17 protein-coding genes and 2 pseudogenes are annotated in these 21,971 nt (G+C 71.5%); 12 read left to right on the top strand and 7 right to left on the bottom strand.

Going from position 1 to position 21,971, the window contains the following annotated elements; genetic code table 11:
- The first annotated feature begins 32 nt into the window (after positions 1-32).
- From FYW95_RS06550 to FYW95_RS06540, 3 genes are all read left to right on the top strand, one after another.
- Entirely contained in the window at positions 33-413 is a 381-nt protein-coding gene (locus FYW95_RS06550) for an effector-associated constant component EACC1 (protein ID WP_159942106.1), read from the top strand.
- Positions 410-2,383, top strand: a complete 1,974-nt coding sequence (locus tag FYW95_RS06545; protein ID WP_159942107.1) for a caspase, EACC1-associated type — start codon at positions 410-412, stop codon at positions 2,381-2,383. Before FYW95_RS06550 ends, FYW95_RS06545 begins: the two co-directional genes overlap by 4 nt.
- Positions 2,384-2,548: 165 nt before the next feature.
- Positions 2,549-2,941, top strand: coding sequence for an SdpI family protein (locus FYW95_RS06540; protein WP_159942108.1), 393 nt, complete (start codon positions 2,549-2,551; stop codon positions 2,939-2,941).
- Positions 2,942-2,948: 7 nt separating this feature from the next.
- On the opposite strand, the pseudogene FYW95_RS06535 reads toward FYW95_RS06540, so the two are convergent.
- Positions 2,949-4,342: pseudogene (locus FYW95_RS06535) on the bottom strand (acyl-CoA synthetase).
- A gap of 185 nt (positions 4,343-4,527) precedes the next feature.
- Here FYW95_RS06535 and FYW95_RS06530 point away from each other — a divergent pair.
- Positions 4,528-5,574, top strand: a complete 1,047-nt coding sequence (locus tag FYW95_RS06530; RefSeq protein WP_159942110.1) for a glucose 1-dehydrogenase — start codon at positions 4,528-4,530, stop codon at positions 5,572-5,574.
- Positions 5,575-5,618: 44 nt separating this feature from the next.
- On the opposite strand, the gene FYW95_RS06525 is transcribed toward FYW95_RS06530, so the two are convergent.
- Entirely contained in the window at positions 5,619-6,008 is a 390-nt protein-coding gene (locus FYW95_RS06525; protein WP_160050158.1) for a hypothetical protein, read from the bottom strand.
- A 486-nt stretch (positions 6,009-6,494) separates the two neighbouring features.
- Here FYW95_RS06525 and FYW95_RS06520 point away from each other — a divergent pair, with 486 nt between their 5' ends.
- Positions 6,495-7,343 (top strand): poly(ethylene terephthalate) hydrolase family protein, encoded by an 849-nt coding sequence (locus FYW95_RS06520; RefSeq protein WP_159942112.1) that lies wholly within the window; start codon positions 6,495-6,497, stop codon positions 7,341-7,343.
- A gap of 78 nt (positions 7,344-7,421) precedes the next feature.
- On the opposite strand, the gene FYW95_RS06515 is transcribed toward FYW95_RS06520, so the two are convergent.
- Positions 7,422-7,778, bottom strand: a complete 357-nt coding sequence (locus tag FYW95_RS06515; protein ID WP_159942132.1) for a DUF4232 domain-containing protein — start codon at positions 7,776-7,778, stop codon at positions 7,422-7,424.
- Positions 7,779-8,034: 256 nt separating this feature from the next.
- On the opposite strand from FYW95_RS06515, the gene FYW95_RS06510 reads away from it, so the two are divergent.
- Positions 8,035-8,610: a snapalysin family zinc-dependent metalloprotease gene (locus tag FYW95_RS06510; protein ID WP_159942113.1), complete on the top strand. Its 576-nt coding sequence runs from the start codon at positions 8,035-8,037 to the stop codon at positions 8,608-8,610.
- Between the two features lie 98 nt (positions 8,611-8,708).
- Here the strand turns inward: FYW95_RS06510 and FYW95_RS06505 are convergent, their stop codons facing one another.
- Positions 8,709-9,704, bottom strand: a complete 996-nt coding sequence (locus tag FYW95_RS06505) for an L-threonylcarbamoyladenylate synthase (protein ID WP_159942114.1) — start codon at positions 9,702-9,704, stop codon at positions 8,709-8,711.
- Between the two features lie 392 nt (positions 9,705-10,096).
- Between FYW95_RS06505 and FYW95_RS06500 the strand changes: the two genes are divergently transcribed.
- Positions 10,097-10,903: a hypothetical protein gene (locus tag FYW95_RS06500; protein WP_159942115.1), complete on the top strand. Its 807-nt coding sequence runs from the start codon at positions 10,097-10,099 to the stop codon at positions 10,901-10,903.
- A 268-nt stretch (positions 10,904-11,171) separates the two neighbouring features.
- On the opposite strand, the gene FYW95_RS27600 is transcribed toward FYW95_RS06500, so the two are convergent.
- Together FYW95_RS27600 and FYW95_RS28840 are read right to left on the bottom strand one after the other, a co-directional pair.
- The gene (locus FYW95_RS27600) at positions 11,172-11,690 is read right to left on the bottom strand and encodes a substrate-binding domain-containing protein (RefSeq protein WP_201294737.1); all 519 of its coding nucleotides are present in this window, start codon (positions 11,688-11,690) and stop codon (positions 11,172-11,174) included.
- Between the two features lie 317 nt (positions 11,691-12,007).
- Positions 12,008-12,154 (bottom strand): annotated as a pseudogene (locus tag FYW95_RS28840) (LacI family DNA-binding transcriptional regulator); the annotation flags it as partial.
- A 131-nt stretch (positions 12,155-12,285) separates the two neighbouring features.
- On the opposite strand from FYW95_RS28840, the gene FYW95_RS06490 reads away from it, so the two are divergent.
- The 5 genes from FYW95_RS06490 to FYW95_RS06470 all read left to right on the top strand — a co-directional run bounded on the left by FYW95_RS06490 (position 12,286) and on the right by FYW95_RS06470 (position 20,275).
- A complete protein-coding gene (locus FYW95_RS06490) occupies positions 12,286-13,143 on the top strand; it encodes a hypothetical protein (protein WP_201294736.1) in 858 nt (285 codons plus the stop codon).
- Positions 13,144-13,385: 242 nt separating this feature from the next.
- Positions 13,386-14,612 carry a hypothetical protein gene (locus FYW95_RS06485; protein ID WP_159942116.1) on the top strand — a complete coding sequence of 409 codons (1,227 nt, stop codon included), beginning with the start codon at positions 13,386-13,388 and terminating at the stop codon, positions 14,610-14,612.
- 361 nt (positions 14,613-14,973) lie between these two features.
- Complete coding sequence (locus tag FYW95_RS06480; RefSeq protein ID WP_160050157.1) at positions 14,974-16,815, top strand: glutamate--cysteine ligase family protein; 1,842 nt, start codon at positions 14,974-14,976, stop codon at positions 16,813-16,815.
- 713 nt (positions 16,816-17,528) lie between these two features.
- Positions 17,529-18,140, top strand: coding sequence for a KH domain-containing protein (locus FYW95_RS27590; RefSeq protein ID WP_201294735.1), 612 nt, complete (start codon positions 17,529-17,531; stop codon positions 18,138-18,140).
- A complete protein-coding gene (locus FYW95_RS06470) occupies positions 18,137-20,275 on the top strand; it encodes a vWA domain-containing protein (RefSeq protein WP_159942119.1) in 2,139 nt (712 codons plus the stop codon). Before FYW95_RS27590 ends, FYW95_RS06470 begins: the two co-directional genes overlap by 4 nt.
- A gap of 365 nt (positions 20,276-20,640) precedes the next feature.
- Here FYW95_RS06470 and FYW95_RS06465 read toward each other — a convergent pair whose 3' ends face one another.
- A complete protein-coding gene (locus tag FYW95_RS06465; RefSeq protein WP_160050156.1) occupies positions 20,641-21,906 on the bottom strand; it encodes a DUF3500 domain-containing protein in 1,266 nt (421 codons plus the stop codon).
- Between the last annotated feature and the right edge of the window lie 65 nt (positions 21,907-21,971).

Raw genomic sequence — 21,971 nt, 5'->3', positions numbered from 1 at the left:
TTGACGCCGCACGCGGTGCTACGAGGTGTGAGATGAACGTCCTGCTGTCTGTGCACGGTCCGAACAGTGACGCCGAATTCAGGTCTTTGTACCAGTGGCTGCGCGGAGAGGAGAGGGAACTGCGCTCCGGGGGGATCACCATGGTCCGCGGGGGCGGGAGGCCGGAGGAACCGGGCACCATGGGCGGCGCCTTCGAGGTCGTCCAGTTCCTCTTCGAGATGGGTGCCCAGTACGGTGCGCTCGCCCTGGCGATCGCGTCCTGGAGGCAGGCGCACCCCGCCCGTTCCTCCATCACCCTGGAGCGCGACGGCCTCAGGATCACCCTCACCAACGTCGAGATCGAGGACGTGGCCGTGGTGCTGCGCGCCCTGGAGGAACTCGGCGGCGCCGACGGGCCGGAGGACGGGGAGTGACCGAGGGGGCCACCCCCGCGGCGTCGGCCGAGGAACCCGCCGCGGGCGGGGCACCGGGGCGGCTGGACCCCGAGCGGTCGGCGTGTGTCCTGATCGGGGTCGACGACTACCAGCACCTGCCCCCGCTGCGCTCCGTACCGCGCAACCTCAGGGACCTGGAAAAGGCCCTGGCGGACCCGGACCTGTGGGGTGTCCCCGACGGCCGTCGCTGGGTGGTGGCCAACCCGTCCACGCACGGCGAGCTGACCGGACCCATCTACGACGCCGCGAAACTCGCCGAGGACACCCTGCTCGTCTACTACGCGGGCCACGGGCTCCTGGAGGTCCGCGACGACCAGCTCTACCTGACGCTCCCCAGTTCGGTGCGCGACCGCAGCGAGACCTCGCTCGCCTACGGGGTGCTGCGCACCATCCTCAGGGAGTCCAGGAGGAGCGTCAAACGGCAGATCGTGATCCTGGACTGCTGCTACAGCGGCAGGGCCCTGGAGACCGTGATGGCGGGGACCGCGACCAGGGTGCCGGAGAAGCGGCAGGTCGAGATCGAGGGCTCCTACGTGCTGACCTCCACCACGGAGAGCGCACGGGCCATGGCCCCGCCGGAGGAGGCGCACACCGCCTTCACCGGGGAGCTCATCGCCGTCCTGACCGGCGGCGACCCCGGCAACACCGAGCAGGAACTGCTCACCCTCAACCAGATCTACCGCCTGCTCAAGACCAGACTCGCCGAGAAGGGCCTTCCCGAACCGCAGCGCCTGGACAAGAACGGCGTCGGCGACCTCCTCTTCGTCCGCAACCAGCAGGGGCCGCGTCCCTCCGTGCAGCCCTCCCCGGCACCCGCGCGCCGCGCGGTCACCCCCCTGGTCGCCGCGGCGCTGTTCCTGGGCCTGCTCCTGGGCGCGGCGGTCGGCTACCAGGTACACGGATGGATCAGCCCGGGCACGCGGACCGACCAGATCCCGGGCCCCTGCGACGCCGCCGGCCGGGCGCGGCTGCTCTCCGTGTCCGACCAGCTCGACCAGCCGCCCCAGAACGAGTACCTGGGAAACCCGGTCGAGGGGCTGTCCGCCCTCGCGCTCACCGGCGACGGCTCCCAGGCCCTGGTCCTGCGGGACAACGAGCCCGCCCAGGTCTTCGCCCTCGACCTCGGCCCCGCCGAGGCCCTGGAACCCGCCGTCACCGGAACCCAGCTGTTGTACGGGCCGGACGGCGAGCCCTTCGAGTCCTTCGACGGGGAGGGGATGCTCGTGGAGGAGGGCGGTGAGACCATCCTCGCCGCCGCCGAGAGCGGCCCCGCCATCCGCCGTTTCGGGATCTCCGACGGCAGGCAGATCGGCGACCCCCTCCCCCTGCCGGACGCCTTCCTCCCGGCCCCCGGCGGTGCGGCCCAGCACGAGCGCAACATCGAGTCCCTGACCGCCACCCCCGACGGCGCCCACCTGTTCGCGGGGCTGGAGGGACCCCTTGTCGGGGACGCGGACGTGCACGGCCGCCACCAGGTGCGCATCCAGCGCTACACGGGGGAGCCCGGCGGCGACTACGCGCTCGACCGGCAGTACGGGTACCAGACGGAGGTGGGCCTCTACCTGGTGGAACTGGCGGCGGTCGACGAGAACCGGCTGCTCGCGCTCGAACGCGGCTTCCTCACCGGGCTCGGCAACGCCATCCGCCTGTACGAGGTGGACCTCACCGACGCCCAGGACGTGACCGGACGGGGCCTCCCCAGGAACGCCGGTGACCTGCTGGCCCGCAAGGAGCTCCTCTTCGACATGGCCCACTGCCCCGAGGGCGACGTCGTCTCCGACGAGGCCCAGCCGAACCAGATCCTGGACAACGTCGAGGGCATGGCCCTGGGACCCGAGCTACGGGGAACGGGGAACGAGGGCCGCCGCGTCCTCTATCTGGTCTCCGACGACAACGGGCGCCACACCCAGACCACCCGGCTCTACTCGCTCGCGGTGGCTCTCGACTGACCCGGTCGCGCCCGCGGCGCGCCGCGCACACCGGTGGCCGGATCGGGCCCCGGACCTCCCGGGCGGAGGCGCCGGGGGAACGACTCCGCCGGGCGCACCGTCCAAACCCTTGAGGGGAGCGCGTTCCCCGCCTCGCACCGGACCACCCCAGAGAGGCCACCTTCCATGGACGCACTGGTCGGACTCCTCGCCGCCGTCGTCGGGCTCGCCGTCGTCGCGGGCAGCACCCACTACCTCCGGAACGCCACCGCGAGCGGCGCCCTGGAGCGCAACGCGCTGGTCGGCCTGCGCACGAGCGCGACCATGGCCTCCGACGAGGGCTGGCGCGAGGGGCACCGGGCCGCCGGGCCCTGGCTCACGGCCACCGTGCGCCTGGGCTACCTCGCCGCTGCCGCGGCGGCGGTGTCCGCCCTCGCGGGCCTGTCCACGGCCCTCTTCCTCTCCCTCGCCTGGGCCGTCGTCGCCGTGGCCTACCCGGTGCTGCTGGGGTTGCTGATCACCGGAACGGTCATCGCGCACCGGGCCGCCGGGGACGCCCGGCGGGCGGGGTCCCGGTAGGGGAGCCTCAGCCCCGCCCATCGCCGAGCAGCGCCTTGCGCACCTTGCCCATCGCGTTGCGCGGCAGCGCCTCCACCACGCGCACCTCGCGCGGGCGCTTGTGGCGGGACAACCGCTCGGCCGCGAAACCGGCCACGGCCTCCGGGTCGATGCCCTCGCCCACCAGGTAGGCCACGATCCGCTGTCCCAGGTCCTCGTCGGCCTCGCCCACCACGGCGGCCTCGCGCACGGCCGGATGGTCCAGCAGCGCCGCCTCCACCTCGCCCGCGCCGACCCGGTACCCGCCGGTCTTGATCAGGTCCACCGACATCCGCCCCACGATCCGGTGCCAGCCGTCGGCGTCACGCACCGCCGCGTCTCCGGTGCGCATCCAGCCGTCCCCGGTCCACGCCGCCGCCGTGGCCTCCGGCGGCCCCAGGTAGCCGTCGAAGAGCGTGTCCCCGCGCACCTGTAGCTCACCGACGCTCTCCCCGTCGTCGGGAACGGGTTCGCCGTGCTCACCGCGCAGCCGCGTCTCCACACCCCGCAGCGCCGTGCCCACCCAGCCGGTGCGGCGCCCGGCGTCGGCCCGCGCGGCCACGGTGATCAGCGTCTCGGTCATCCCGTACCGCTCCACCGGGCTCTGCCCGGCCGCCGCCCGCAGGCCGCGCGCCACGGTGTCGGGCAGCGGTGCGCTGCCCGACACCAGCAGCCGGGCCCCGGCCAGGGCGCGGGCGCTGGCCGGATCGCGTGCGGTGCGCGCCCACACGGTCGGCACCCCGAAGAACAGGGTGCCCCCGGCCCCGGCCGCCGCGGCGTAGGCTCCGGGCGTGGGCCGCACGGTGTGCACCAGAGGGCTGCCCGCGCGCAGCGCCCCCAGCACGCCCAGGACCAGCCCGTGCACGTGGAACAGCGGCAGTCCGTGCACCAGCACGTCATCGGGGGACCAGGCCCAGGCGTCGGCGAGCGCGTCGAGGTCGGCGGCCACGGCCCGGCGCGAGAGCACCGCGCCCTTGGGGCGCCCGGTGGTCCCGGAGGTGTACATGATCAGCGCGGCGGCCTCGGACGGCGGTTCGGGGGGGTCAGGGAGGAGCGCTCGGCCGGGTCCACGGGCACGGTCGGCAGGTCGGCGCCCTCCTGGAAGCGGCCCAGCCACAGTTCGGCGCCGGAGTCGCGCACGATGTGGCGCCGTTCGCCGGGCCCGGAGTCGGCCGGGACCGGCACGACCGGGACCCCCGCCAGCAGACCGCCGACCACGGCCACGACCGTGCCCAGCGAGGCCTCGCCGTGCACGGCCACGGCACCGGCGCCGCGGATCCGTGCGGCCACGGCCGCCGCGGCCGACTCCAGCCCCTCCCGGTCGAGCGCGTCGTCCCCGACCCGCACCGCGGGCCCCTCCGTGGTGGCCGAGCCCAGCAGCATGGCGCCTGCCCCTTCCCCTGCGCGATCCGGTCGCGAGCCAGTACACCACAGGGCCCCCGCCCGTCCGCCGGCGGCGCCGTCGCGGCACGCCAGAGGGGTGGGGGAGGCATCAGACGGGTTGCCGCGCCCGCCCGCCGGGTAGCGGTCGGGAAGAAGAAGGGCGTGGGCCCGGGGAGGGGGAGAGTATGCGTGCTCTGACGGTGGTGCCGTCCAAGGTCGGCTCGGTACGGGTGGACGAGGTGGACGAACCCGTGCCGGGGCCGGGCGAGCTGCTCGTCGACGGCGTCGCGCTGGGGGTGTGCGGCACCGACCGCGAGATCGCCGAGGGCGAGTACGGCGAGGCGCCGCCCGGTTCCGAACGGCTCGTCCTGGGCCACGAGTCGCTGGGCCGGGTGCGCGAGGCCCCGGACAACAGCGGTTTCGTCCCCGGCGACCTGGTGGCCGGGGTGGTGCGGCGGCCCGACCCGGTGCCGTGCGGGGCGTGCGGGCGGGGCGAGTTCGACATGTGCCGCAACGGCGGATTCACCGAGCGCGGCATCAAGGGCAGGCACGGCTACGGCTCGGAGCGCTGGACGGTGGAGGCCGACTACGCGGTCCGGCTCGACCCCGTGCTGGAGCGCGTGGGGGTACTGCTGGAACCCACCGCGGTGGTGGCCAAGGCGTGGGAGCAGATCGAACGGATCGGCAACCGGGCCTGGTTCGAGCCCCGGCGGCTGCTCGTCACCGGCGCCGGTCCGATCGGCCTGCTGGCCGCCCTGCTCGGCGTCCAGCGCGGACTGGACGTGCACGTCCTGGACCGCGTGGAGACGGGGGTCAAACCGGAACTGGTGTCCGCCCTGGGCGCCACCTACCACACGGGCAGCGTCGCCGAGATCGCCGAGGACGGCGAGCCGGACGTGATCATCGAGGCCACAGGCGCCTCCGCGCTCATCCTCGACGCACTGCGCCACAACGCCACCTACGGGATCGTCTGCCTGACCGGGCTGTCCACGAGCGGGCGCAAGCTCAGCGTCGACGCCGGGGCGGTCGGCCGCGAGATCGTCCTGGAGAACGACGTGCTGGTCGGATCGGTGAACGCCAACCTGCGGCACTACGAGGTGGCGGCCCGGGCCCTGGCCGAGGCCGACACCGCCTGGCTGGAGCGGATGATCACCCGGCGGCTGCCGCTGGAGCGGGCGGGCGAGGCCTTCGCCCCGGGTGACGACGACGTCAAGACCGTGATCGACCTCTGAACCGCCGGGGGCGGGGACCGGGGCGGGGCCGGGAGCGCGCCCGCCTACGCCTCCCGTCCCGCCAGGGACAGTTCGACGCGCAGGCAGCAGTCCGGCACCGGGACGGGCTCCCCGCCGCCCCCGAAGAGGGCGGACAGGCGTTCCTCCACCTCCGGGGTGTCGAGGAACTCCTCGTCCCACAGCACGCGCGCGTCGATGAGGCTCAGGCCGGGCGCGGCCGTGTACTCCAGGGAGAGGCAGGCGTCCTCGGACCGGGACAGGTCCAGCGCCACGTCGTCCGTCGCGGTCACCCGGGCGTCGGAGACCGGGAACCGCACCGGCGGCCCCTCCTCACGGCCCAGGCGCACCTCCAGGTCCCGGTCCGAGCCGGTGATCACCAGGCTCCGCAGTGCCATGCCCTCGGCCGGAACGGGGATCGTCCACGCGGTCGTCATCTCTTCTCCTCCGGGCGGGGACGGGTGCGCCGGGCGGCGGCACCACCCGACGGGTACTACCCCTACCCGCCTACGCGCCGGTAGCGACAGGCGGATTCCGGCCGCCGTGCCCGGATCGGGGAAAACGGCGCGTTGTGTCCGTTGCCGGGGATCCACGGAATGGTCGCGGCGTGTTTTCCCCGGGTGTCCGGATCGCGGGAGAACGCGGATTCCCCGGGAGAGGGCCGTTTCCTCCCCTGTCTGCGGTGCGGGCGTTCCTGCTCCGGGGGAACGGCCACCTGCCGCCGTTTCCGGAGTCGTGCCTGGTGGAAGGGGTTGTTCCGGATGCCCTTGGCAGGGGACGCGTGAATGCGGACGGGGCCATCGGTGCAACCACGGGTCTTGCGCGAAGGGTTGTTGACACCTCTCTCCGCGTGCCGAATATTCGGTGTCCAGCGCGCTGAGAAAAATCCCCGTTGTGCTTTTCCACCCCCGAGGAGAATCCGGATGGGATCACCCAACCTGTTCCGCCGCGCGTCGGCCGCCCTGTTCGGCCTGCTCATGGCCGCCGCTGTCATCCCCGCTTCGCCAGCGTCCGCCGACGTCCAGACCATGGGGGGCACGGGCCCCTACGACGCCGAGTACGTCACCACCCTGCGCCTGCGCAACCACACCGTCTACCGCCCCGTCAACCTGCCCGCCGGCGAGCAGCTGCCCATCGTGGCCTGGGGCAACGGCGCCTGCCGCGCCGACGGCACGTGGTTCGAGAACATCCTCACCGAGTTCGCCTCGCACGGGTTCCTGGTCATCGCGAACGGGCGCCCGGGCGGCACCGGCAGCACCGACGCCGAGATGCTCACCGAGGCCATCGACTGGGCCGTCGCGGAGAACACCCGCCTGTTCAGCCCCTACCGGGGCCGCCTCGACACCGGCAGCATCGCCGTGATGGGCCAGTCCTGCGGCGGGCTGGAGACCTACGAGGTCGCCGACGACCCGCGCATCGACACCACCGTGCTGTGGAACAGCGGGCTGCTGACCGACCGTGACAACCACCTGCTCACCCGCCTGCACGCGCCCATCGCCTACTTCACCGGCGGCCCCGGCGACATCGCCTACGCCAACGCCGTCGACGACTACGGCCGCCTGCCCCGGGGGCTGCCCGCCTTCATGGGCCACCTCGACGTCGGCCACTTCGGCACCTTCGCCCAGCCCAACGGCGGCGAGTACGGCCGGGTGGGCGTGGCCTGGCTCAAGTGGCAGCTCAAGGGCGACCAGCAGGCCCGGCAGCAGTTCGTGGGCCCCGACTGCGGCCTGTGCTCGACCGAGTGGGACGTCCAGAGCAAGAACCTGACCTAGCTCCGCGCGCACCCCGGGGCGGGGGTCCGGCCAGCGGCCGGGCCCCCGCCCGCGGTCAGTCCTCCAGCCTCCACGCGGTCACGGTGACCTCCCCGCCGTCGGTGACGTCCAGCTCCAACGGCGAGGCCGCCCGGGGTGCCCCGGGGGAGGGGCGGCGTGCAGCACCCGCGCGCCGCGGTCGGACCGGGCCCCCGCGCCCCAGCTGAGGGTGCTCACGGCCCGGCCGCCGACGGGCACGGCGACCTCGCCCGGCCCCGGGTCCTCGGCCGTGAGGGAACCGCCCGGGGCGACCGCGACGTCGAGCTCTCCGCCGTCCCCGTCGGCGAAGGCCACGTCGGGGTAGCCGCCCAGCACGCAGGGCCCCTCCCCGTGGTTCGTGAACCACAGGGCCAGCAGGCGGTGCCCGGCCGCGGCCTCGGGACTGCCCCCGAGGATCTCCCCCCGCTCCGGAGCGCACCAGGCGGGGTCGACGCCGTGCCCGCCCGGGGCCGCCTCCGGCGGCGGTGTCCCCCCGGCCCGGGGGCGGGGAGCGCGTCGGAGGCGTCCGCCGCGGGACCCCGTTCCCCGAGGGTGATATCGCGAAAATTAGGCGTTCTGCACATCTTGTGGCGCTACATCACTACACATAGCATCAGCCCGACCCCACCGGGTCACCGAGAACATCAGCACCCTCACCCCCAGGGAGACCCCCATGCTGAGACGCCTCCTCACACCCCTCCTGATCGCCCTGAGCGCGCTGGCGCTGACGCTGGTGGGAACCGCACCGGCCACCGCCGCGCCCGCTGAGCACTCCCAGCAGCTGCGCCAGACCGTGCTGTACTACGACGCCAGCCAGGCCGCGGAGTACACCTCCGCCGTCTCCGCCGCCGTGCGCGTGTGGAACTCCAGCGTCAGCAACGTCCGCCTGGAACCGGCCTCCGCCGGACGGCGCGCCGAGATCCGCGTCATCGCCGACAACGGCTGGCCCCGCGCCCAGCTGGGCCCGGTGCGCCCGGGCGGGCAGGTCACCGTCTGGATGGGCCGCCAGGGCACCGCCGCGGGCTACGACGCGGTGCGCATCGCCGCGCACGAACTCGGCCACAGCCTGGGCCTGCCCGACGCCAAGCCCGGCCCGTGCTCGTCACTGATGTCGGGTTCCACCGGCGGCGTGAACTGCACGAACCCCTACCCCAACGCCTCCGAGCGCTCGCGGGTCGAGGCCAACTACGGCGGCGGCCTGGCCGGCCAGCGCGCCGCCGACGGGCAGCTCCTGGTCGACCGCGTCTGACCGGGCGCACCGGCTCCGGACTCCGGCGCCCCCGGCCCCGGCCCGCCGACACGGGCCGGGGGCGCCCCGACGGCCCCGCCCGGTTCAGCGCACGCGTCTCACGCCGGTTCCCCGTTCCCGGCGGGGCGGGGGCCCGCGGCGCGGCGGAGCCGGTTGGCGATCGCGAACCCGAGGCCCTCGTCCGCCGGGAGGGAGGCCACGATGACCTCGCATCCGCGCCGGTCGAACTCGCGCAGGAACCCGTAGAGCCCGCGCGCGTACTCGGCGGTGGATGCGGGGACCGGGACGACGGCGTGCGCTCCCGCCGGGGCGTCGCCGCACGCGGGGGGCAGGAGGACCCCGACCCGATGGCCCCGCGCCCGCAGGCGCTCGGCCTCACCCGCCAACTCCTCGGGCGGGACGAGGACGACCCGCGCGTGCGGCGCGTAGTGCGACGGGTGCTGGCCCGGCACCCGGACCGGGCTCGTCGCGGGCGTCGACACCGGACCTCCCAGCGCCTCCTCGAGGTCCTCCCGCGCCACACCGCCGGGGCGGAGGATGCTCGGTTCCTCCCCCGTGGCGTCGACGATGGTCGACTCGACGCCGACCCCGCACGGACCCCCGTCCAGGACGAGGTCGACGTCGGCCCCCAGCTCCTCGCGGACGTGCCGGGCCGTCGTGGGGCTGACCGAGCCGAAGCGGTTCGCGGACGGCGCCGTGACACCGCCGCCGAAGGCCTCCAGGAGGGCGAGCGCGGCCGGGTGGGCGGGCACGCGCACGGCCACCGTCTCCAGCCCGCCGGTCACCTCCAGGGGTACGCGGCGTCCCCGCCGCAGGACCAGGGTGAGCGGTCCCGGCCAGAAACGCCCGGCCAGGACGCGCGCCGTGTCCGGGACGTCCTCGACCCAGTCCCGCAGCCGTGCGGTGTCACCGATGTGGAGGATGAGCGGGTGGGAGGGCGGGCGGCCCTTCACCGCGAAGATGCGTGCCACGGCGTCCGGGTCCTCGGCGTTCGCGCCGAGGCCGTAGACGGTCTCGGTCGGAAGCGCCACCAGTCCGCCCGTGCGCAGCACGTGAGCCGCCTTCTCGATGTCGGCGGCGCTCCACGTGGTCAACTCTCGCTACCTTCCCTCGTCCTGTGCCGGCCCCGGTCCCCCGGCGGACGGCCGCGGTGTGCGCCCGCCGCGCGGGGCGGGCGGCGTCGTGCCGGAGCGGGCGCGGACGGCGGGCCCGCGCGCTCCGACCCCAGGTTACGGCGGCGGGACCGGTGCCCGGCCCCGCCGTGCTGGCGGAGCCGTACGGGGTCGGAGGGGGCGAGTGCCCGCCAGGCGCCGCGTGGCCGCGACGGACGCACCACCGCCGACCCCGGCCTGTGTCCCCGCTGCGACCCCTGACGCCGCCGGGCGGGCCGGGCGCCCGGCCGAATCCGAGGTTCGACCGATGCGCGGCCCCGTCCGGCGGGCGCACACTTCCGGTGACAGAGCGACCGCACCGCGAAGGGACCACCGTGAGCCACCCCCCACTGCGCGTCTACGACATCATGGCCTGTGACGTCTACTGGGACTTCGAGGGGACGCCGCTGCCCAAGGAGCAGCACAAGTTCCTGGTGTCCTTCCATCCCACGCCCGGCGTGCCCACCCCGGGGCTGGTGGAGTCCATCACCGCCCGCGGCCCGGGCGGGTACGAGGTGGAGTTCACCAACCAGCGCTTCACGGCGGCCAACACCGACGGCCACATCTACGACCGCACGCTGGACTACTACTGGTACATGGTGAACCTGCCCACGGGGTTCCTGGCCGACGGCGAGTACACCATCGAGGTGCGCGGTACCGACGGCAGTGTGCAGACCCGCACGCGCCGCCAGGACAGCGCGGTCTCGCGGCGCCTGGTCGAGAGCTACACCGCCCACCGGGGCGAGGTGCTGGCCTCCTTCACCCCCTCGGGCGGGGAGGAGCTGCCGGGCGTCCCCGGGGTGGGCGAGCTGCACTGCTCGTGGAGGACCCTGGACCGGATGGGCGGGCCGGACGCCTACTACATCCACCGCCTGGCCAGGGGCGCCTCGGCCCGGGAGTTCGACACCCAGAACCTGACCTGGTGGGACAACATCTTCATCCAGCGCGTCCGCGGGATGCCCGAGGCCGGGCGCAACCGGGGCGAGGTGCAGGTGGGCGCCGGACTGGAGCCGGACACCTCCTACGCCTACTTCGTGGAGATCACCGACGCCAACGTCCAGGGCGAGACGAACGTCTGCGTGTTCCAGCCGCACCAGGTGTTCCGCACCCCGGCCGCCAAGACGGCCCCCGTGGGGTCCTGAGCCCTCCGGCCCGGGCCTTGTCCTCCTCGGCTCGGGTCGGAGCCGTTCCACGGGCGGCTGGCCCGTAGCGGATTTTGCCGCTGCCGCGTTCGACGGGTTCCTTGAGCGAACCACGAGGCGGCGAAGGGCCGGTCGGGACCATGAACCGGCACGGGCCGGAGGTCAAGATCGGCGCGGTACCCGACGGCGGCTCCCTCGCCGTGCCCCGCGTCTCCTGAGGCCGTGGGACGGGGGACGGGTCCTCCGCGGTGGACCGTTACCCCCTTCCTCAGGTGGACTCCCTCCGCACGAGGTCGGTCGCCACCGGGAGGTGGCCGTGCTCGTGCGGGCGGTCGAGCACCTCGTCCAGCGCCCGCTGGGCCAGGGTCCGACCGAGCGCGCCGGTGTCGATCCGCACAGTGGACAGGGAGGGGACCAACACCGACGCCAGCGGGCTGTCGTCGTGGCCGACGACCGCGAGGTCGCCCGGGACGCGGGCACCCGCGCGTACGGCCGCGCCGACCACCGTCGCCGCGACGTCGTCGTCGTAGGCGATCACGCCGGTGACCCCCTCGTCGCGCCACCTCGTGACCAGGCTCCGGGCGTTGTCCCCTTCGACCGTGTGCTGGTCGTGCCACTCCAGGCCGAGCCGCGCACCGGCCGCGTGGGCGGCGGCCCCGCGCTGGTGGACCAGGGGCGCCAACCGGAGATCGCCGGAGGCCGCGAACACCACCCGGCGACGTCCCCGCTCGTGCAGGTGCTCGGCCTGCGGGACCGGGCCCGCGGTGAGCGCGGGGGCGTCGTGCAAGCCGGTCTCCGGGGCCACCGGCGAAGGGATGATCCGGGTGACGCCGCTGGCGTGTAGGGAGTCCAGCTCCTCGGGGGAGAAGAGGGGTGAAACCGACGACCACGTCGGGGTTCAGCGTCTCCCAGAGCGGCCGCGACCGCCCGCTGGGGTGCGGCGTGTAGGTCGCCATGCTGTACCCGGACTCGTCCAGAAGCAGGGACGCCTCCTCCAGGTAGCGGCGCATGCTGTAGTCCACGGGCCAGTCGGGCATGACGAACAGGACGATCCTGCTGTGCCCGCTGGCGAGGGCCTGCGCGGCCTGTGGCCATCCGGCGCGCGGCGTCCATGACCCGGTCACGCGTGCCAACGGAGATGCTCTGACCGGGGGTGTCGTTCAGGACGAAGCCGACGGTCGCGCGCGAGACACCCGCCTCCCTGGCGATGTCCGCGGCCGTGACCCTCTGTCGTACACCACGCCCTGCCATCGTATGGGGTCTCCTCCAGAGTGGACGGGAACGTTGCTTGCGCGCTCTAGCATCGGAGGGTTACCAGCGCACGGCCTCGCCCCACCCGGCGGGCGGGGAGCGGTACCCGCTCAGTCCTGTGCGCCAGCGGCGTGCCGAGCCGCGACGAACCCGTACACCAGCCCCTGTCCGATGGTGGCACCAGCGCCGGGGTCCTGGAGTGGGCCTCGGCCGAGGACTCCGCCCGTCTCCTCGTCGGTGTGGCCTCTCCCGACGTGCCCGAGGAGTTCTGGGGCGGCGTCTACGACATCGGTGGCGGACGCGACATCAGGCGCTGGTACGACCGGAACTGGTTCTCCACCCGCGACTTCCACGGGCAGTGGTACACCGACAGCGACCGCCTGCACGAACTGGTGCCCTTCCGCGCCGACACGTTCGAGGACACCCTCGCCAGGGCGGTCGAGGCCGCCCCGGCGTCCGTGTGCTCCGGGGGCAGGGTGCCGCCCTGGATCGTCAAGCACCTCGTGATGAAGCCGCTCACCCGCAGGCCGCGCGGCACGATGCACGCGATCCGCGGCGGGGACCGGGAGGTTGTGGCGGCGCACTTCGGCTCGCGTGAGGAGTGGGAGCGCGGGGACTGGCCGACCTTCTTCCCGCCGGAGCCGAGCCGGTCACCCGCCTACCTCGACCACGGGTACGACGAGTCGAAGCCCTCCTCCCGGTGGAACGCGCTCGACTACGGCGAGGCGGCCGCCTTCCGGGGCGGCGAGCTGCTCTCGTCGGACGTGCGGCGCGGTGACATCACGACCCCCCTTGGTCTGGCGGTGCGCCCTGGGCCACGTCTTCGCGGCCAGCCCCGCCTCGTGCTCACCGGCGGCCACTGGTGTCCCGAATGCGTGCGCGACAGCGCCGGGTACCGGTACCAGGCCGAACAGAATCCGTTCCTCGCCCAGCTCGAACTCGCCTCGCAGGCGTCGACCCACGTACCGGTGTCGCTGGCGAGCTCATGAACCGGGAAAGCTTCCGTGTCCGGGTGTGGTCCACGTGCGGGTTTCCGAACAGGCCCGGGCAGACGCTGCCCGCCCTGGCGCACGGGAGAGCCACGGCCGCCGATCCGGTGACGAGCCGCTCTTTCCCCGGGGGCGGGTTCCCATCCGAACCGGAACCATGTTCATTTCCCGGCCGTTCAGGCCAGTGCGGCACTGATATTCATGTCACCCAGCTGCTTTGACCTGATGTGGAGGCACCGCTCTTGAGTCGTCTGGCCCGTCAGGCCATTATCGCCGTGTATCGCGCGACCTTTCCTAAAAATCCCGATTGGGCCGAAGGTCCGCTTCCCCTCGCCTATGACGGCATGTGTGCCGACACGGCGGGCCGCAGCACCTACTACCCGTCGCGGACCGCCCGCCTTCTGTACGGCACTTCCGAGCGACCACGCCGTTGGCATCGAACCGGAGAGGAGCGGTTCGGAGGTGTCTCCGTCACCGGGGTGGAGGCACTCCGGCCGGATGAACGCCCAGGATCCGACGGGCTGGTCATCATCCACCTCTCCTCCCAAGGGGCGCATCCAGTGGAGGTCCTCCGCGCGCTCGCTGGACGCAGGGGCGCGGGGCTGCCGGACTATGACGCGTCCCGCATCGCCGGTGACCAGGTGGACCTGCTTCCAGGACCCCCCTTCACCCTGGCGTTCGTCACCTCCCGCGGTCGGCGCCTGCCGCGCATCTACCGCCATCCTCGCTACCGGCGTTGGCCCTCCTTCGACCAGTGGCAGTGGTCGCTGGCCTCCCGTACCGCCTATGTGGATCAGCCGCCCGACCCCAGGACCACTCAGCTGCCGGAACAGAAGCGCATCTGGATCTCGGCCGACTGGTCCGTCCTGATTCTCCGCGAGGGGATGGCCCTCCTCGGAACACGGCCCGACCTCGGTGCCTCGGACCCCTTCTACAATCACGCGGCCCTCTACGCGAGAACGATCTACCTCGACGCCGTCCTGATCGGGTTGTTGCAGCTCCACGGCATCAGGGAGCTCGAGGATGATCTCTCCGCGGTGCATGACCCGGGATCCCCGATGGGCATGTCCGTGCTGGAACACCACATCGCTCGGTTCCGCCACCGGCTCTGGTGGCAGCACCTGTCCGCTCACGGGGTTCCCAATCAGTTCCTTGAGGAGCTCCACCTCCAGCACCGGCTTCCGGAGCGCTTCGAGCAGATCCTCAGCGAGGTGAGCGACTACAACCACGTGATCCGGGCGAAGGAGTCCACCACGGTCAACGGCTCCGTTCTGTTGTTCACCCTCGCGACGGTTCCCGCGGCCATCGCGCTCGCCTTCCTCCAGGTGCTCGGCCCCCGGGACGCATGGGTCTTGGCGGCGGTCTTGGTCGGCTGTGTGTTCCTGACCGGGCTGCTCCTGGCCACCCGCCCCGCCCGGACCGCGGTCCGGGCGCTTCGCAACCTCAGCGGACGTATACATCAGCGATGAGGGGCCGTTCCGCCCGGGCGGGCGGTGCTTCGGAGGAGGGTGCTCGGATGAAGGATTGGGCTCCGTGACAGTTATGAGAACGAAGATGCTTTAGAGATTTATGTAGCTCTTGGCGTTGTGGTGCTGTTGTGGCCGTTTTTGGGGTTTTGTCGGTTGGGATCTGAGGTCATAAGCGGGTATCTTGTAGTGCCCCAGGGTGAAAGGCGCAGGAAAGTGGACTGGGCGATCTCAGCGTTCTTCGCCGTGGAAGCCCTGCCGGTCGACGTGGCTTGATGTCGGACCCCACCTCGCCGTCCTTCCGGTTCCCGCCGGTGATCTCCGAGGGACGGGATAACTGCATGATGCGGAGGACTGAATCGCAGTGCTGGTGGCGCTTTATCGTTCAGGTCCCCTCGGGCAGCGCCTGGCGAAGGGGTACGTGGTGGTGTCGCGGACGAACGGCGCTCCGGCCGCCGAGATAGCGAACGCCGTTCTCGCTGATCCACCGCGGTTGGCCGACGGCCCGGGCGGTTCCTCCTTCGTGCTTCGGGGGAGCCCCCACCATCCGGTCGCCCTCTGGATCGACACAGGCCGGGTCAACCTCCACAGCCCCGAAGCGCGCTCCGCGCTCGGTCACACACTCGCCCAGTCCGTCGCGTCTGTGGGAGCGGCGGTCTGGCGGCGGGGCGGGGCCCTCGTTCCCAGCGGTTGGAGTCCGGGCGCCGACGGAACGGCCGGGGAACGGTCGGTGGGACTGTGCGCGGACCTGCATTCGGTGGAGGTCGTCAGCGACGTCCAGCGAGAGCTGCTGAGCAACCTCGTGCGTGAGCACTCCCCGGGGCTCATCGCCCTGACCGGTCGTCAGCTCCACGGTCCCGGGGGAGTCGTGTCCAGCGGTTCGGCCCGGCTCGCCAGAAGCAACGAACAGGTGGCCGCACGGTACGTGGACTCCTACGCTCCACAGCACATGGACCATGTGCGGGCCACTCTTCGCCTCGACGAGAGACTGGCCGGGCTGGAGTCCATGGACATCAACCCCTTCGGTGACGCCGGTGGCGGTCGAGGCCATGACGTGACCCTGCGGCTGGTGGACGCCCAGGCGTCGGTCTCCATGGCGATGACGCACGCCATGTGTGTCCAGGCGCTTTCGATGCTGGCGCGGGACATGGAACGGGCGGGGCAGCGGGTCCGTGTCATTCCGCAGCGGGTCGTGGAGTACAACCGTTCGAGGGCTGTCGCCCATGGGATGGCCGCGGAGTTCAAGGTGAGGCAGGGTCGGGCAAAGGACCCTCGGGGCGGGGCCACGGACGTGAAGGACGTGGAAATCGGGGCCGTTCCCGTCGTCCGGGACCTTCTCCGGCGCCTGTTGCCGTACTTTCGCCAGCTCGACGCGACTTCCAGGGAGCTGACCCCGGTTTTCGCCGGGGTCGAACTCGCGGGCGGCGCGGCGTCGTTCTCTCCGGTGCGCAACGAGAACGACCTCTTCGCTCGGTGGTACCGCCAGGACGTCAAGGCCTTGGGCCTCGAACAGGTGGCGGGAAACGTCGGCTCACCCGGCTGGCTCACGGCCGACCATCTGGACGCCGCCAACCATGCCCAGGCCCCGGGAAGCACTGCGGCGTTCGGAGTTTGGCTGGCCGGGGAACTGTCTCCGCGACACACGTCCCAGGACGGGAACTCAGGAACCTCCACCGGACAGGCGGAACGGAGTCCGGAGGGCCGCCGCGGACAGAACGGAGGCAAGAGGGGGAAGGCCGGTCCGTCCCCGTCCGAACAGGAATTGCTCACGATACTCTCCGGAACCGACGTCACCGCTGAGAAGGCCAGGGACGCCTTGCGTTCGTACTGTCGCACCGGGGACGCCCTGAACCTGAACCGCTCGCTTTCCGGTCGTCAGCGGGAAGAGGCCAAGGCCGTGCGTCGACTGTTGCGTCCACACCCCAGACAGCGTGTTCGCTGCAAGGAGCCGCTTCCGTCCTGGGACGGGCCCGAGGCGCGTCGGGCCGTGCGCGACGCCGTCCGGGAAGGGGTGGCGCTCCTGCACTGGGACCTGCCAGCAGATGAGAGATCGCGGGTGCGCGCCGGGCTGCGATCACTCGGGGTGCCTCCGCGCGGTCTCGGATATGTGCTGCTGACCGACACCACATACAGGGACAAGGCAGGTGAGCACCGGGGAACGGTGGAGGTGCTCCTGGTGGCGCCGCTCGCCGAGGAGGTGGACTGATGGGGCCGTCGAAGCCGACGCGGACACCCGTACCCGTCATGCTCGACCTTCGGGAGTACCGCAAGGGGATCAGCGGTGTGGAGGACTGTGTGGCTCTGTGGGAGCAGTTGGAGCCCGCGCTGGTCACGGTGGATCCCCGCGTCGGCTCACGAGTGCGCCTCGACCTCGGTGCCACGGGACAGGTCGGCGTCTGGTTCCTGGACCCCGCCGCCGCACCGGTTCCCCTGACCCGAACCACTCCTTTCGCGGTACGGGGCATCCTCGAACCGCCGCGCGTCAGGCATCGCTGCGATACCTGTCTCGCCGAGGGAAGGACGAGTTACGCGCCCTTCCTCTGCCCCGGCTGCGGTCCCGGAGAGGGATCCCAGGCAGCCAAGGGCAAGCCCCTCGGGCGGGTCTGTGACGAACACGTGGTCTTCCTTGAGGGCAGCCTGCGCGCCTCATGTCTGAGCCACGTACCCGAGTGCCAGTGCGGTGCCCAGGCCAGCGCATGGTGCCGCGGTCGGCGTTGCCGGGCATCGAGGGTGTGGTGCGAACGACACCTACGGCGTCATCCCGGAGACGCGTCCATCACCTACTGCCACGACTGCTACGCGGACTACTTCCCGGTCTGCGACCACAGGGGCTGTGGGACCACTGCGCACATTCGATGCGAACACCGCCAGCTGGGCGCGCCGAAGCCCTGCGGGCGGCGGGTGTGCGCCGAACACGTGATGCGTTGGCAGATCTACGGTCGCCACAGCCGCGGTCTGGCCCTGTGCTCCCTTCACCACGGGAGCCTGCAGAAGACGCCGAACGAAAAGCTCGTCGAACTCATCCTCGCGGGCACGGTGACCCGATTCGAGGCCAAGAAGGGGAAAAGGACGGGGAATCGTCGCCAGGCTTTCCTGCCGCGTATCAGCATCGTCCGACATATCCTGATCAATACGCGCAAATCGGTGCTCGACATGGAGAGTATCGACGCTCTATTCGCTGGTTTTGAGAGCCGTATTGGCCGGGGTGAGCTGGATCTGGGCAGTTCCTCGAACGCCGCCCTCCGGCTGCTACGGGATCATGCTTCCTCACGCCGGGAGGACATCGAGCGATTCCAGGCCGAACACGTCGAGGGGCGCAGGCACTTCGAGAGGCTGGTCGGCCAGCTGCAGTATGAGGGACGACGGGAGATGGCCTCCGCCGTCAGGTTCTCGGACTACCGTCCGCGCCAGGGCATCCTCTACATCCGGTTGCCGCGCCATCTGCGTGGAGCCTTCATCGGAACCGGGGGCGCGACGGTCAAGGAACTGAAGCGGAAGGTGGGCGTGGATATCAGGCTGGAGCGGGAATGAGCACCATCACATGCACGCCGAGTGACACGCGCTTGGTCACCGCGACGGGGCCCGGGCTGGTGGGCGGAAACCGGTTGGCGATGTCCGACACGCGGCTGGGCGCGGAAACAGCCGGCCACCTCCGCCTCGGGGGCCGGGGCGCGAACGAGACGATCGCCGTGCGGCTCGTGCCTGTCAGGGGTCTACCGCCCGGGGTCGTGGTCGCGCCGTCCCCGCTCGTCGAGGAGCACCGGCTGGCTGATGACGACGGCTGGGTCCTGTGGTCCGCGGCGGCCGCTCGGGTGGCCTCTCTCGAACTCGAACTGCCCGCCGACCTGACACTGGATCGGGCGGCCTCGTTCGTTCAGGGCTCGCCCTTGCTCAACGGCCATGTCTTCTCCATGGAGCAGGGCGGCGTCCAGGACACGTGGATCGACCTGGACGGTCCTCTCTTCAGGGTGCGGCGAGCGGTCGACCATGCCGGGCAGGTCATGCACGGGCTGCTGAGCGTCAGTGCTGACACGCACGTGACCCTGTTCGCGCCGGGGGTGCGCAGCGGAGTGGACATCGTGGTGCTGGCGGACTGCAGCGGCTCGATGTCCATCGACGACATTCCCAGCACCCGCGAGAGCGTCGGATGGGGTCTTCTCGGTGAACGCACCACCTTCATGACACGCATGGACGCTCTCAAGAGCGCCCTGAACTCCATGATCAACGCTCGGGAGCGGGCCACCGGAGTGGGGACCCGGTTCGCCCTCCTCGGCTTCGATCACGACACGTACCCGTACTTTCCCGTTCGGGAAGGTATGGCGGAGGTCGCCGCGGAACCGAACAACTCGTCCCTGGAGCAGTTGCGTGGGGCCGTCGCCCTCCTGAGGTACGACCAGAGAAGTACCGACATCGGACAGGCCCTGCACAAAGCCGGTGAACTTCTTCACCGCCACGGTGTTCCGGGGAACGAAAGGCTGATCGTCCTGGTGAGCGACGGTGCCAACTGGTCACCGATCAGCGACGAGAAGAGCGGTGAGTCGGTCACTGGTATCGCTGATCCGGTGGCGCTCATGGAGGACCTCCACGATGGTCTTCGCATACGTCTGCACGTGGTGGGGATCAGCGACCAGGACCTCTTCGGGAAATGGTGGAACAACTACCTCAAAAAATCTCGTCAGGCGAGGCAGCAGCCTCCTGATTTCATGGTGCCCAACCACGAACTCCTCGGTCAGTTGGTCGACGTCGCCGGAGGTGACCGACAGAGCATCGGTGGTGTGGACGAACTGAGCAGGTACTTCGCGGAGCTGGGCAGTGGTGTGGTGCGCTCCGTGGGCAGCCCGGGCCCCGGCACGTTGCCGAAACTGCAGATCTCCCCGGAAAGCATCGAATCGGAAGCCCGCCGCCCCCTGGTCGCCCCCGAACAGCAGCGCCGGTGGAAGGAGGAGGTGGAGCAGCTGATGGTGACCTACAGTGAAACCTGCGAGGCCTCCCAGACCCGGCTCGGCTACCAGATATACAAGCCGGCTCCGTGGGCCGACCTGAAACGCCTTCACGAGCGGGCTTCGAACCGGCAGGAATTCATCGCCTGGCTTTCTGTCGCCTACCAGGTGTTCCACGAGCGTCTGCATCCTCCGCTGCGCCACCCCAGGAAGAACACGTCCCACCTGGACCTTCCTGAGCTCGCCGGGCCGCTGTGGCGCGGCCCCCTGGGCGATATCTGGGGCCTGCGAAACTACTATCACCACACCCGGGACGACGAAGAGCACAGCAAGCTGAAGGCCGCAGCCGGCGAGCTGGTCCAGCAGCGCAACAAACAGCACGCGGACGGGCAACAGGATCCCAGCGGGAAAGCAGGGGCACAGCAGGACCTGCCCCGGGGTGTCAAGAACGCTTTCGATCAAACGGAGAAGGCGTGGAAGGACAGCGAGAAACAGGTCAAGCTGAACGCTGAAGTCGGCAAGGTCATCCATCGGCATACGGGGCAGTACCTGGTAGGTGAGCAGGACGCCGACGGCTGGGCCAGGCTCCAGGCGGGACTCCTTCGGGAGCTCCAGGGCGTGCTGGTGGACGTTCGCGAAATCCTCGTCTCGGCGCCCCGACTCCCCGACAGCGACGGAGAACCCGCTGACGGTGTGCCCCGTATCGTCTCGCAGGGGTTCGGCTGATCCCGAGTCGAGGACGGGCTCGCGGGGGCTGTTGGCGCACAGGGGCACCGAAGCGGTCCTCGGACGCAACGTCACCGCCGGTGGAAGGGAACCCGCCCGCTGTCCTCGCTGAGGATCAGGGGCGGTGACGGGCGGGGACGTGCACGCCGACCGGGGAACCCGGCCCGGACGGGGTCTACCCGGACACACCACGGGCGACGACCACGCCGGTTGCGCGCCTGACCCCGATGGCTTGGCGCTCCGGCCGTGGACCGCGCCCCGCTGTTCAGGTCCGGTGCGGAGACACCGGCGGCCACCGCTGGCCGTCGCGGTCCACGCGGACGGACGAAGGCCAAGCGGTGGCCCCGGGGCTCCCCGTCGCGGGATCAGCCGTTCCCGGGAGGGGTGCCTCCCGGCCCGCCGGACGGAGCACCGCCGCCGGGGCCGCCCGTCCCGGAGGCCTCCTGCTGGGTGGTGCTGCCCGCGTAGTCGTTGGCCGGGTCGCGGTAGACGGTGTGGACGTGCCCCCACCCCGCCGTGGTGTACCCGTCCACGTCGGCGCCCGCCGACCCCTGCTGGTTGGAGAACTCGACGTAGACGTCCGGGCCGGAGACCTGGAAGTGGATTCCGTCGCCCCGGGTCGTGTCGTACTCGGTCGCCCCGGACCAGTTCACGTAGGTCTCGTCGAGGGTCGCCTCGATCTCCGCCAGCGCCTCGGCCGTGGTCTCCTCGTCGGAGAGCCCCACCCAGTTGGCGATCACGTCGAGCAGGAGCCGCCTCTGCTCCTCGGTCAGGTCCGCACCGGCGATGCCGGTCCCGGTCGGGTAGGAGCAGGTGCCGCCGGGTGCGCAGGTGAGGTTGCTGACCTGCGCGCCCTGGTACAGGTCGGCCCGCTGCTCCTCGGTCAGGCTGTGGTAGAAGGCGAAGGCCGTCTCGTACGTGCCGGAGAGGGGCTGGACCTCGTCGCCCTCCTCGTCGGTGTAGACGGCGGGTTGTGCTCCCAGGTGCGTGGGCGCGAACGTGATCGAACCGTCGGCGCCGTCCAGGGTGGCGTTCAGGCCGAGGTGGTGCCCGCCGAACTGCACCTGCCAGGCACCCGAGTCGGACGGGTCGCCGAAGAAGGCGATGTAGTACTGGCCCAGGGAGCCCTCGGTGCTGGAGCTGTTCTCCAGGAGGAACTCGTCGCCGCCCATGATGCCGGTGACGGTCGCGTACCCCTCCTCGCTCAGCAGCGCTTGGAGGACCTTCATGGCCGCGGTCCTCTGCTCCTCGTCCAGGTCGGCCAGGTTCAGTCCGGCGCGGTCGACGAAGGTGACCGGGAAGTTCGACCAGGACGTGGTCTTGGTCTCGTCGTCGTAGGCGTACAGCAGCTGTTCGCGCTGTTCGTCCGACAGCGTCTCCGTGAACGCCTCCGCCGCGGCGGAGGCGTCCGTGATGGTCTCCTCGGTCGTGGTGGACGACGCGTTTTGGGAGGTGGCCGTCTCCGCCGTCGAGGGGGCGGAGGAGGTCGGCTCCGACGCGGTGGTGCCCGCGGTGGCGCACCCGCTGAGCGCGATGCCCGCCGCGAGCAGGGCCGCCGCGAATCCCAGCGCGGTCCCGTGTTTCGGGCGCCGCCCGGACTCCGGGGTTCTCTCTTCGGTGCTGTTCGTCATGGGTCACGACGGTAGGAGGTGGACCTTTCCGTTTCCTGTGGACCGCGTTAGAGCACGGTAGGAAC

The sequence above is a fragment of the Nocardiopsis sp. FR4 genome, from assembly GCF_009830945.1.
Classification (GTDB): Bacteria; Actinomycetota; Actinomycetes; order Streptosporangiales; family Streptosporangiaceae; genus Nocardiopsis.
This window is presented reverse-complemented; position numbering and strand designations above follow the sequence as displayed.